This is a genomic window from Streptomyces sp. NPDC051109, from assembly GCF_044455885.1.
GTDB lineage: Bacteria > Actinomycetota > Actinomycetes > Streptomycetales > Streptomycetaceae > Streptomyces.
Map to the genome: position 1 here is coordinate 40564 of NZ_JBITFF010000023.1, position 12293 is coordinate 52856.

Annotated in this window: 9 protein-coding genes and 1 pseudogene; 5 read left to right on the forward strand and 5 right to left on the reverse strand. The window is 71.3% G+C overall.

The features are described from left to right. Positions 1 to 88: 88 nt before the first annotated feature. A complete protein-coding gene (locus ACIBAD_RS31375; RefSeq protein WP_398910043.1) occupies positions 89 to 1042 on the reverse strand; it encodes a helix-turn-helix domain-containing protein in 954 nt (317 codons plus the stop codon). Positions 1043 to 1125: 83 nt separating this feature from the next. On the opposite strand from ACIBAD_RS31375, the gene ACIBAD_RS31380 reads away from it, so the two are divergent. Beyond that, on the forward strand, positions 1126 to 2454 hold the full coding sequence (locus tag ACIBAD_RS31380; RefSeq protein WP_134068536.1) for an MFS transporter: 1329 nt from the start codon (positions 1126 to 1128) through the stop codon (positions 2452 to 2454). A gap of 305 nt (positions 2455 to 2759) precedes the next feature. Here the strand turns inward: ACIBAD_RS31380 and ACIBAD_RS31385 are convergent. Continuing rightward, positions 2760 to 2891 (reverse strand): annotated as a pseudogene (locus tag ACIBAD_RS31385) (IS5/IS1182 family transposase); the annotation flags it as partial. Between the two features lie 337 nt (positions 2892 to 3228). Beyond that, positions 3229 to 4242: a GNAT family N-acetyltransferase gene (locus tag ACIBAD_RS31390; RefSeq protein WP_398910046.1), complete on the reverse strand. Its 1014-nt coding sequence runs from the start codon at positions 4240 to 4242 to the stop codon at positions 3229 to 3231. A 340-nt stretch (positions 4243 to 4582) separates the two neighbouring features. Between ACIBAD_RS31390 and ACIBAD_RS31395 the strand changes: the two genes are divergently transcribed. After that, a complete protein-coding gene (locus ACIBAD_RS31395; protein WP_398910048.1) occupies positions 4583 to 5041 on the forward strand; it encodes an FAD-dependent oxidoreductase in 459 nt (152 codons plus the stop codon). 108 nt (positions 5042 to 5149) lie between these two features. Here ACIBAD_RS31395 and ACIBAD_RS31400 read toward each other — a convergent pair whose 3' ends face one another. After that, positions 5150 to 6562, reverse strand: a complete 1413-nt coding sequence (locus ACIBAD_RS31400) for an aminopeptidase P family protein (protein ID WP_398910050.1) — start codon at positions 6560 to 6562, stop codon at positions 5150 to 5152. Positions 6563 to 6711: 149 nt separating this feature from the next. On the opposite strand from ACIBAD_RS31400, the gene ACIBAD_RS31405 reads away from it, so the two are divergent. Both ACIBAD_RS31405 and ACIBAD_RS31410 read left to right on the forward strand, forming a co-directional pair. Continuing rightward, on the forward strand, positions 6712 to 7695 hold the full coding sequence (locus tag ACIBAD_RS31405) for a helix-turn-helix transcriptional regulator (RefSeq protein ID WP_134068534.1): 984 nt from the start codon (positions 6712 to 6714) through the stop codon (positions 7693 to 7695). Between the two features lie 611 nt (positions 7696 to 8306). After that, entirely contained in the window at positions 8307 to 9476 is a 1170-nt protein-coding gene (locus ACIBAD_RS31410; RefSeq protein ID WP_398910053.1) for a glutamate--cysteine ligase, read from the forward strand. 267 nt (positions 9477 to 9743) lie between these two features. Here the strand turns inward: ACIBAD_RS31410 and ACIBAD_RS31415 are convergent, their stop codons facing one another. After that, entirely contained in the window at positions 9744 to 11396 is a 1653-nt protein-coding gene (locus tag ACIBAD_RS31415) for a PP2C family protein-serine/threonine phosphatase (RefSeq protein ID WP_398910055.1), read from the reverse strand. A gap of 257 nt (positions 11397 to 11653) precedes the next feature. Between ACIBAD_RS31415 and ACIBAD_RS31420 the strand changes: the two genes are divergently transcribed. After that, positions 11654 to 12163, forward strand: a complete 510-nt coding sequence (locus ACIBAD_RS31420) for a hypothetical protein (RefSeq protein WP_398910057.1) — start codon at positions 11654 to 11656, stop codon at positions 12161 to 12163. Positions 12164 to 12293 lie beyond the last annotated feature (130 nt).

A 12293-nucleotide genomic window follows, 5' to 3' on the forward strand; every position in this document is an offset into this window, starting at 1 on the left:
TGCGCCGGCAGCAGCGGCCGCCTACTGGCAGCGGTGAACGGTCGCCGTCGCCGTGGTCGTAGTAGCCGTGCCCGTCGCCCTCGCCCGGTCAGTCCGTGCGCCCGGCGAGCCGGTCGCCGAGCTCGCTGCGGGCGTACAGCACGTGCCGGCCGGCCCGCGCCCGCGTCACCAGACCGGATGCCGCCAGCACCCCCAGATGCTGCGACACGGCCCCCGGCGTCACTCCCAGCACCCGTGCCAGCGTCCCCGTGGACTCCGGCGTGTCCAATGCGGCGAGCAGCGCGGCCTTCGGCCGCCCCAGCAGCGCAGCCAGTGCCCCGGCGGGCGGCGGCTGGACCGCCTCCCACAGCGTGGCGACCCCGCGCGCCGGATAGTCGACCCGCGGCACGTCCCCGATCGGCGCCGTCGCCTTCCTCCCGAACAGCGTGGGGCACAGCGTCAGCCCGGTGCCTGTCTGTACCCGGCCGTCCGTGCCCATCGGGTGTAGCCGCAGCACCCCCGACTCCCACCGCACATTGGGGTGCAGTCCGGCGAAGAGCGCCGCCGCCCCGCCGTCGGCGAGCAGTTGCGCCCGGTGCAGGATGTCAGCCTCCAGCACGCCGCGCATCCGCGGCCAGTACGGCTCCAGCGCGGCTCGCCAATACGCCTCCAAGGCATCCGCGATACGGTCCCGCAGCGCCTGCGCGTCCCCGTGGAGCACTTCCGGCATCGACTGTCCGCGGTATGCGGCGTCGAGGTCGCGCCGCACCGTGCCCGGATCGGTCGCCCGTACGGCCTGGAGCTCCTGCGTCATCTCCACCATCCGCGCCTGCGGCCGCGGCGTGATGAAGTCGGGCAGCCAGCGCCGCTCACTGACCAGAGCACCGAGGATCTCCCCGTCCAGCTGGGGCAACAGGCCCCTGACCCGGCGCAGCCAGCGCAGGTGCAGCGGGAAGTCACCGGGATCACGCAGCGCCCACAGGCTGTGGCAGGTCTCCTGGAGCGGCGAGACGGCGAACCGGATGCTCGCGAGGTCGTCCACACCGAGCACGATCTCGATCACCAGCGCACCCCTGAACACCCCTCGTTTTAGCCCGGCCCTAAAAAGCTAACAGCGGCAACGCCTCCCGGACTTCAGTTGTTCTCATGATCCTGCCTCCCCGAGGCCCCTTGCGGGTCTACGCCACCCTGACGTTCTTCGACTCCCTCGTGCCCGGCATCATGCTGGCCGGCGGCGTCCTCTTCTTCACCAAGGTCGTGGGGCTGGACGCCGTCCAGGTCGGCACCGGCCTGTCGGCCGCCACCCTCGCCGGTCTCGCCGCGGCACTTCCGGCGGGCCGGCTCGGGGACCGCCTCGGACACCGCCGTCTCCTGATCGGACTCAGTCTGCTCCGCGCCCTGGTCCTCGGGGGATACCAACTGGTCGGCTCCTTACCGGTCTTCCTCGTCATCGCCTGCCTCTCAGGCCTCGCCGAAAGCGGCGTAGGCCCCGTCCGCCAGGCCTACCTCGCCACCATCACCACGCCCGAGAACCGGGTTGGGACGCTCGCCTTCAACCGCGTCGTGCGCAACATCGGGGCGACCCTGAGCACCCCAGCCCTCGGCCTGGCCCTCGCCGTGGACAGCCCGTCCGCCTTCCGGGCGCTGATCGGCGCCGGCGCGGTCAGCGTGCTCGTCGTCGCCTTGATCGCGACCCGCCTGCCGGAAACCCGAGGCCCCGTCCCCGGCGCAGGCCCCTGCGCCCCGAAGCCCGCCACCGTCCGCGGCCGGGCGGGAGTCCTGCGCGACCGCCCGTACGTGGCGCTGTCGCTCCTCAACGGACTGCTCATCATGCACATGGAGTTGCTGGAGATCGGCATGCCGCTGTGGGTCACCGGCCACACCGGCGCACCCGCCTGGACGACGTCCGTGCTGCTGTTCACCAACGTCCTGGTGGCGATCGGCCTCCAGATCCGGGTGGGGCGCGGTGTCACCGACGTCGGCTCCGCGGCCCGCGCCCTGCGCAAAGGCGGCTACTGCCTCCTGGCCGCCTCCGCCCTCTTCGCAGCCTCGGGCCTGCTGGGCCCGGCCTGGTCGGTGGTGGTACTCCTCGGCGCGGTCGTCCTGCTGACCTTCACCGAGCTGCTCCAGTCGGCCGGTTCCTGGGGCCTGTCGTACGAGCTGGCCGACCCGGCCCGGCCCGGCGAGTACCAGGGGATCTGGAGCCTGGGCACCCAGCTCGTCCGCGCCTGCGGCCCACTCGCGGTGACCCTGGCCCTGTCCTCCCTCGCGCACGTGGGCTGGGCCCTGATCGGCACCCTCTACCTGGCGGCGTCCACCCTCCCCCACCTCTTGACCCGCCGAACCCCCACGCCCGCAGCGCAGCCCGCTGCGGACCTTCGCCGAGCACCCACCTGCGCTGACACGCCGTCACGGACAGCGGACGGAACGGCTCCGCTCGACGCTGTCGGAGAGCGGGCTGGCATTGGCCTATAGGGCCGGTGCCCGTATGGCCCACGTGCTCGGCATCGGTGTCAGCCGCAGCGCCGATGCCTTCGCCTCGCTGGAATGTGGGATCTGATTACGACCGAGCGAGTCTGCTCCGGCGGAGGCGGTCATGGGTGGGACCACCTGTGCGCCGCCAGCAGGTGATAGCGAGCCCTCGGTGGCCGCTGTTCTCCGCCATGGACTCCAGTTGCGGCAAGACAGACTCACCGCAGTCCTCATGCGCGTGTGCCGTGGGCGCCGGAGCCGATCACTGCGCTCTGGGCTCGCAAGGCGTCATCGTATGGGTGACGGTCGAGCTGGCCAGTGCAGGCGGAGTCGGCCCAGACGATGGTGATCTCGGGGTGCATGAGCCGCAGACGGAAGACGACTTCCTTGGCGGGATCGGGGTCAGTCATGTCGGCGGGCATGACCATGACCATCAGCGGTGGCGTGCTGCGGCACGGCCGGCGTCGTGCAGAGCAGGCAGATCAGGGGGACTCACTCACGGCGCCACCAGGGCCTCACAGCGATCTCGTGGGCGAAGACCTTGCCCCTCACGATGCCGTCCTGGAACCGACGCGACGCGGCCTGTTCGTTCGAGCGTCGCAAGAGCAGCTCTCCTGGCTGCTCTTCCAGGCAGTCCGCCTGCGCTGGGAGCTGCCTGCCTCGGGGTGTGAGCGCCTACGGGTCGATCGTCACCGACAGGGCTGCCGCCCGGCATCGTTCGGAGGTCGCGACCGCCTCGCCCACCTGGGGAGGCCCCTGGCACCGAGGGCCGTATGGCTACTCGGCCTGCTGGTCGGGCTTCGCCGGACGCTCGAAGACGTACGCGATGCCATCGCGTTCGTTGCCGCGTTCGCCGACACGCTGGAAGTCGAAGCAGGCGACGGTGGCGAGGGAAGCGATGTTGTCGGCGGCGACGGTGGCGCGGACGGTCGTCACGCCGGGTTCGGCGGCCGCGCGCTCCAGTAGCGCCTTCAACATGGCGCGGGCGTAGCCCTGGCGGCGGTACTCGGGAACGACGGTGTAGCCGACCTCGAGGACGCCCGCCTCGCTGGGCGGGCCGTGGAAGCCGGAGTCGCCGACGACGGTGCCGTCCGGCTCGGACACTGCGGCCCGCGTGGTCCAGGGGGCTGCGGACGGGTCCTCGGTGATCTGCTTCGCACGGTAGTCGAAGATCATGCGGGCCCGGTCGGACACGAAGTGTTCGTGGAGGGCTATGCCGGCCTCGGCGCTGCCGCCGGCGAGGTCGCCGTTGGCCAGCGCCCGCAGCGCCTTCGCGTTGAGTTCGACGAAGCGGACCTGCTTGACGGTGGGGAGGAGTTCGTTGTTCATCGCTGCGATACTCGCCCAGGCCGAGGGGCCTGTCCACCCCATTACGGCGCGGGGCTGGGCCAGTTTCCGCTGGTCATCGGCCGCAACGAGACGGGGAGTCTGCCGGCCGAGCGCCGGCACCCACGACTCGTGCGCGGTGACTTCCCGCTCGTGGCACGTCCGCCCGCGGTGTCGCTTGAGGTACCAGGTGCCGCCACCGGCCCCCGTGAGCCACCACACCCGGCTGCCGGTGCGCACCCAGGACACCTCCGCCGCCGCCACGATCCGGCCCACGGCCTTCTCGGCGAACACGCCAAGCTGGTGGGGAAGCTCGACTGCATCGGTCGGCGGCCCAGGCAGGAGTCGGGTGCGGTCGGGGCCGTTCGGGGTGTGTTCGACGGTGTCGCCCGGCTGCTGAAAGTGCACGGCGGCGGGAAGGCGGGCGCGGTTGGCGCCCAGCCCGGCCCGGCAGTACGCCACCATCGGCTAGGGGACGGCGTCGAGCGGGTACCCGTTCTCCGCCAACGGCGTGGCGCCGCAAGTCGGACAGCCGGCGACCGGGGCAGGTGCTCCGGGCGTTGGCCCACCAGCGCCGGCAGCGCGCTCTCAAACCGCACAGCGCGATCGGCATGCAACGCGGTTCGAATGACGCTCCCCACCAGCTGGTGCCAGTTCGTGGACCGCAGAGAGGCGCGAAGCGTACGCGCTATGCCGGTACGGCGCCGAGTGGACCGCCACGAAGCTGCGGTGGGGCCTGGCGGTGGGACGCCGCGGAGCGGGACCAGCTGCTGGACACCGCCGACTTCCCCGCTCCTGCGTCGAGATGCCCGGACGTTTCCCGAACCGAAGCTCGCCCCGACGACCGTCGAGCTGTACGACGGGCTCGTCGCGAGCAGCCTGCCGGGGCGGGAATGCCTCGCCACCGCACCGGACCCCGCCCGCTACGACGCCGTGCACGCCCACCGCGACCCGCGACCTGCTGGTTGTCGGCGCGGGCCCGGCCGGTCTCGCCGCAGCCACGGCCGCCGCCCGCAGCGGGGCGCGGGTCATCCTCGCCGACGACCAGCCCGAGCCGCCCGTACGTACGTCAACCGGTTCGAAGTCGTCCCGGGCCGCCGCGGGGTCGTGTTCACCGCCAACGACAGCGCCTACACGGCCGGACTGGACCTGGCCGCGGCCGGCGTGGACGTCGCGGCGGTCGTGGACGCCAGGACCGAGCCGGGTCCGTGGGCGGACCGGGCCGCCGAGGCCGGCATCGAGGTGCGCGCCGGGCACGCGGTGACGGCTGCGACCGGCGCGCCGCGGATCTCCTCCGTGACCGTGTCCCCCCCTCGGGCAAGCTGCAAAGGCCGACCTCCCGGCCCCTCGGTGCCCGGACGGTGCCGGCCCGTCAGCCCGCGACCCGGGACATCCAGGCCTCGACCTCGTCCGACGAGCGCGGCAGACCCGCCGACAGGTTCTCGTGGCCGTCGGCCGTCACCAGCAGATCGTCCTCGATCCGGACTCCGATGCCGCGCCATTCCTCCGGCACGGTGAGATCGTCCGGCTGGAAGTACAGACCCGGCTCCACGGTGAGCACCATACCCGGCTCCAGCACGCCGTCGACGTACTCCTCGTTGCGGGCTTGGGCGCAGTCGTGGACGTCCAGGCCGAGCATGTGGCCGGTGCCGGCCATGGTGAAGCGGCGCTGCAAACCGAGTTCGTACGCACGGTCCGCCGGGCCCTCGATGAAGCCCCACTCGACCAGCTTCTCCGTCAGGAACCGCTGCGCCGCCACGTGGAATTCGCGGTACGCGGCCCCCGGCTTCACGGCGGCCATGCCCGCCTCCTGGGCCTCGTACACCGCGTCGTACACCGTGCGCTGCACAGGGGTGAACGAGCCGCTGATCGGCAGGGTGCGGGTGACGTCGGCGGTGTAGAGCGAGTTCGTCTCCACGCCGGCGTCGAGCAGGAGCAGGTCACCGGGACGTACCGGCCCGTCGTTGTCCGTCCAGTGCATGATCGTGGCGTGGTCGCCCGCGGCGCAGATCGAGCCGTAGCCGACGGAGTGGCCCTCCAGCCGTGCGCGGCGGAAGAAGGTGCCTTCGATCCACCGCTCAGAGGACGCGACCGCCCGCGAGAGCTCGCTCACGCAGTCGGTGAAACCGCTGACGGTGGAGCCCACCGCCTTGCGCATCTCGCCGATTTCCCACACGTCCTTGACGAGGCGGAGCTCGCTCAGAACCTCCTCGAGCGCGGCGTCGCGCTCCGCGTCGGTGGTGACGGCGGCCTCCAGTACCGGGTCGATGCCCCGGACGATGCGGGTGGGTGCGTCAGGGGCGGCGGCCAGTTCGCTCGCCGCGGTACGGACGTCGCGGCAGGACAGTCCGAGCCGGCGCTCGGACTCGGCGAGGGAGGCCCGCCGGCCCATCCACAGCTCGGCGGTGTAGCCGAGCCAGAACTCGTCCGTGTCCCGGCCGTCCCGCGGCAGCCGGTAGCAGTACGCGTCGTGGCCGCCGTCCGGGCGGGGCTCAAGGACGAGTGCGCCGTCGCGTGCTTGGTCCCCGGTCATGTGGACGTAGCCGGAGTACGGGCGGAACGGGTAGGTGTCGTCGTTCGAGCGGGTCTTGAGGTTGCCGGAGGGGATCACCAGCCGCTCGCCGGGGAAGCGCGCCGAGAGCGCGGCGCGGCGGCGAGCCGCGTACGGAGCCTGCTCGTCGAGCGGGAGGTCGCGCTGCTCGGTGTCCGCCCAGCCCGTCTTCATCAGAGCGGACAGTTCTTCGGAGATCCCCGAGTAGAGGCCGTTCTTCCGACCCTTCGCCACGTCGTGCACCTTCTTCCGGATGAGTTCGACCGCCGCGCGAGGCCTCGGCGACTCCCGGACGGTACTGCGGGATGGCGCGCCGAGGTGGACCGGTCGTGCCAGTGGCATCGATCGGCCACTCCTGCCCCGCGGGGGTCGATAATGCGTGCATGGCGAATACGAAGGTGGGCGAGGCCCTCCGGTTGCTGGGGATCGATCCGGCGGCGGGCCGCCTGTACCTGGCACTCCTGGAACTGGCCCCCGCCCCGCTCGGCGCGATCGGGGCGGCAGCCGGACTGGAGGGCGCCAGGCTCGACGCGGCCTACGGCGAGTTGGTCGATGTGGGGCTGGCGAGCTCCGCCGGTGAGGGCGCGGACGTGGTGGCGCCGGTGCCGCCCACTGCGGGCCTGGAGATCCTCGCCCGGCACCGGGCGGCGGAGCTGGAGGAGTCGCGTATCACCGTGGGCGGTGCGTTCGAGTCGTTCCGACGCCAGCGGCTCGCGGCCTACAACGACAACCTCGTCGAGGTGGTGACGGGTGACGCCATAGGCCCGCGGATGCGCCACGCGTGGGCCAGTGCCCGCAAGGAGATCCGGCAGCTGGACTCGCCGCCGTACTTCCCGCTGACCGGCGCCACCGACGACGCACTGGAGACACTCGCCCGCGGCGTCAGGCAGCGGGTCGTCTACTCGAAGGCGTCTCTGGAGATGCCAGGGCAGCTGGAGACGGCCATCGAACCGTGCATCGAGGCCGGCGAGCAGGCCAGGGTGGCGTCGTCGGTGCCGGTCAAGCTGGTGATCATCGACGAGGCGTACGCGCTGGTGTCCCTGTCGATCAGAGAGGCGGACGTGCACAACACGATGCTCGTGGTACAGCCGTGCGGCCTGCTCTCCGCACTGATCGCCCTGTTCGAACAGACCTGGCAGGCAGCCCTGCCCCTGCACGGCCGCGCCACCCGCCCGGCGGGCCTGCCACCAGCCGACCGTCAACTGCTCCGCCTCCTCGCCGGAGGCGCGAGTGACGAGGTCATCGCCCGTGAACTCGGCGTCAGCCGTCGCACGTTCTTCCGCCGGCTCCAGATCCTGATGGCCCGCCTGGGCGCCGAGAACCGCTTCCAGATGGGCCTCCAGGCGCAGCGCTGCGGCTGGCTGTGAACGGGCTCGCAAACACATGATCGGGTGGGGCGTCGAGGGCACCGCGGACTACCAGCAACAGCGCCTACGCCGGGTTCAGCCACAGACGACAACGCCGCGGACCTCATCGGTGACATCTACGTCTGGCGCCCGCAGGGGGATGGCCTCCCGGCTGCTGTGAGCGCGTCGTGCCGGCGGGAGGAACGGTCGGCCGTGCCAGCCTCGCCGGAGTCCCCGTAGCGGGCGGCCCACTGCTGGGCGGTGGTGGGCGAGAGCATGGCGCACCGGGCGCGAACGCGGCCCGCACGGTCCTGCGTTCGTCACTGCGCCTGCGGCACCGCCGCACCCGATGACGTCCGTCCTGCCGTCCCCCGGACCGGTGGCCTCCGACACGCCCTTCCACGCGCACCACCCGCCTGCCGTGGGCACTGCTGGAGCAGGCCGACGAGGCGAATGCGGTTGAAGCCTCGTGCGTCCCACCGGAGCCCCGGGCGTCGCGCCTCGTCGGCGGCGGTGCTCCCGCCTGGTCTGCTGGGGATCCCGGTCCGAGGGTGTGATCCGCATAACGGGCGGTGGGCAGGGGCAGGCGGTGACCGACCTGTGAACAGCACGACGAGGCGATGGGCGGCTGCATGCGAAGCGTGGGCGTGGAGGAAGAACTGCTGCTGGTGGACGCGGAGACCGGGGAGCCGCGAGCCGTGGCGGGAGCCGTGCTCGCCGAGGCCGACCGGGCCGGAGCGGACCCTGACCCGGACCAGGCCGCGGAGGACGGAAAGGAGCCGAGCCACACCTTCGAGGCGGAGCTCCAGGAGCAGCAGGTGGAGTTCGCCACGAAGCCGGTGACGCAGATGGGCGAGCTCCACGAGGAGATCGTCCGGTGGCGCGCGGAGGCCGCCAAGCACGCGGCGACGGCCGGCGCGGTCGTGGCGGCGCTCGGCACCTCCCCGCTGGCCGTCTGGCCGTCCATCTCCCCGGGCCACCGCTACGACTGGGTGGCGCGGCAGTTCGGTATGACCGCGCAGGAGCAGCTGACCTGCGGCTGCCACGTCCACGTGTCGGTGGAGTCGGACGAGGAGGGCGTCGCCGTACTGGACCGCATCCGCCCCTGGCTCGCCCTGCTGACCGCCATGAGCGCGAACTCCCCCTTCTGGCAGGGAGAGGACACGCGGTACGGAAGCTACCGCAGCCGGGTGTGGAACAGGCTGCCCGCCGCCGGCCCCGTGGACGTCTTCGGTTCCGCAGACCGCTACCACGCCGAGGTGCAGGCCATGGTGGACTCGGGCGTTCTGCGCGACAAGGGCATGATCTGGTTCGACGCACGGCTCTCCGCCTCCTACCCCACGGTGGAGGTCAGGGTGGCGGACGTTTGCCTCGACGCGTCGACGCCGGTCCTGCTGGCCGCTCTCGTACGGGGCCTGGTGGAGACCGCGGCGAGGTCCTGGAAGGCCGGCGAGCCCGCGCCACGGGTGAGTACGGGACTGCTCCGGCTCGCCTCCTGGCAGGCCGGCCGCTCGGGTCTCGACGGCCCGCTGCTGCACCCCGAGACGATGCGGGAGACGGCGCCCGTGGCCGCCGTCGAGACGCTTTACCGGCACGTCGGCGACGCTCTGGCCGACGCCGGTGACGAGGAGTTCGTACGGGCCGGCATTGCGGGCCTCCTGGAGCGCGGCAACGGAGCGCGCGTCCAGCGGGCCCTGCTCGGCTCTGAGGGAGACCTGGCCTCGGTCGTCCGGCACTGTGCACGGCGGACCACGCAGGAGTCCGGGTTCCCGGCCCCGGGCCCAACCGGACTACGCGGATAGGTCGTCTCTTTCGGATCTTTCCGCGTGACGCGGGTCAGGCAAGATCCGAAAGAGACGAGTTGGCCATGGGTCTGCCTGGTGCTGTGCCCGGAAGGGTTCACCGGGTCGTGACGCCCGGCCCCGCACCTCGCCGCGTTGTCGGACCGCCCACGTACGTCCAGTACGAGCTTCGGCCCTCCGCCTTGCGATGCACCGCACCGGACGCCGCGACCAGGCAGACCTTTCCGGCCACAGCACCAGGCACGCCGGTCGGGAGCCGCGATGTGTTCAGAGGCTGATGTGCAGGATGCACATGTCGTCGCGGCGGGCGTCCGGTTCGACGAGAAGGTCGAGGATGTCGTGCAGAGGACTGGGGGAGTCGCCGCACGCTGCTGCGGAGCGGGCCAGGCGGGCGAGGCCGTCGCCGAGGTCTTCGCCCGGCTTCTCGACCAGGCCGTCCGTGTAGAGCAGCAGCTGGTCGCCGGACTGGAGGTGGATGGTGGATGCCGCATAGCACTGATCCGGCACCGCCCCCAGCAGGATGCCTTCGGGTTTCGAGAGGTATTGGGCTTGCCCTTGGCGCAGGAGCAACGGGGGCAGGTGGCCGGCCTGCACCCACGTGAGCAGTGAGGCGGCGGGCTCGTAGCGAGCCATGATCATGGTGGCTGTGCTGGAACGCTCGGTGCTGTGCAACAGGAGAGTATTGAGCCGGTCCAAGATCATGGCCAGGGGCATACCGGTGATCGCCATGCCCTTTGCGGCGAAGCGCAGCTGGGCCATGGTGGCCACGGCGTTGAGACCGTGACCGGCCACGTCACCGACGACGAGCAGCACGCTGCCGTCGGGCAGCTCGACCGCGCTGTACCAGTCACCTCCGACGCTGAGCCCGTCCTGCAGAGGCTGGTAGGCGAGGTCCACGGTCAGACCGCCCAGCCGCAGGGACTGCTCCGTCAAAGGCAGCAGAGCGTGTTGGAGCCGGGCAGCGACGGCACGCTCGGCCTCCAGCAGGCTCCGCTGCGCCTGGACGGCCCGCTCGTGCTCCAGCAACTGCTGTTCGGCTCGCTTCTCAGCGGTCAGGTCCTGCAGGAAGCCGTGCACCTCCACCGGGGTGCCCTCCACGTCCACCTCGGCTTCCGCGACGATCCGCACGTGCCGTACCTCCCCGGCAGGGCTGCCGATGCGGAAGGTGTGGTCGATCGGATCACCATTGGCGAGGACACGCTGAACGATCCTGCTCAAAGCAGGGACGTCCTCCGTGACGGCAGAAGCGGGCAACTCCTCCAGAGTCATCGGACCGAGAGACCGATTCCTGCCGAAGACGGCGTACGCCTCCTCCGACCAGGTGGTCTTCTGCCGGGCAAGATCCCAGTCGGTCCACCCCATGCCACCCAGGCGCTGCATCACCGCAAGACGGCGCTTCTCCCGCTCGCTGCTGTCCAGGCGCACCCAGGAGACGATCAGCCCGCCCTGGCAGGCTGAAGCCTGGACGGCAAAGCGGGACAGGCGTGGAATGCCGGCGACGACTTCCTCGTACTCGAAGGGCTCACCGCGGTAGCAGGCGCCGGTATCCAGAGCCTGGAGGTATCCCTGCCACAATTCTGTGCCGGCCACCGTCGGATAGGTGTCCCGGACACTCAGCCCGATCAGCTCCTTGCCCCTGCGGGCGCCGATGTCCACTGCGTCGGGAGCCGCTGCCGCGATCCGGAAATCTGCCACCTCACCATCCGCTCCACGAAGTGGCATGAGGAAGATCACCGATCCCGGAAGGCCGTCAAGCACCTCCTGGACGGCGGGCACCGGAAAAGTCGGCTCCAGCAGATCTCCGGCCCTCCCCGGTTGGCCGGGCATGTGAGGGCTGGAGGAGAAAGCAAAGTCATCGGCCGCACCGCCGAAGCCGCCCTCAGCCGACTTGGTCAATGCCGACTCAACGCGGTCAGTCATACGAGGAGCATCGCACGCCGCGCGCGCCGACCCGGCACCAGGGGACTCGACGGTGCGCTGCGCAGATCGTACGAGCGCCCTCGAGGACGGCTGTCGCCCAGCTGAGGCGCGTGCCGGTGGTGACGTGCAGGGCAAGACCTGCAAAGCCGACTCTGATGCATACCTCGCACCGGATCTCATGGACTGCCGGACCGTAGAGACGTCCGGGCCTCGGCATCAGGGACGACGACTGCCGGCCGGAGCCCTAGGGTGCGGCCATGCCCGTGTTACGACGCACCGTGCTGCGGACGGACGGTCTGATGCTGGCCGACGTGAGCTGCGGCCCCCCCCGCGGCTGGACCGAGAAGCGACCGGCGCCCGTGTTCGGCTTCGTCCTGGTCCGCCAGGGCCTGGTACGCGGCCGCGTCGACGGCCGGGAGCAGTTGCTGGACCCGGCGAGCGCCTTCGCGCTGCAGCGCCTGCCCACCACCTCGCCTCTCGCCGCGCTCACCGTCAGCGGCCATGCCTGTTGGATCCGTACGCAGGACGGCCAGCTGTGGTTCGCGCCCGAACACGAGGGATGGGGGGTGAGCTGGGGCTACGGAGGAACCGGCTGCCACAACCTTGCCGAACTCCTCGATGTCCTGCTCAAGGACATCTCCCGCCCCGCCGGTCGTTCCAGGAGGGCCGAGGGCATCCGATGGGCTGCTCGACCTGCTGCGCAGGACGCTCAGAGCGGATCGACCACGTACACCCGCGCTCAGCTCGCAGCAGCCCAGGCCGCCTGACCTCTGACACCGCATCCTGCCCGCCCGCCGCGGGCAGGATGCCTGCCGGACTTCCTCGCCCGGTGACCAGCAGCAGAGCGAGCATCGGGCGGACGGCCATACAAGCGGGGGCGTGGACGCGTTCGGGGGA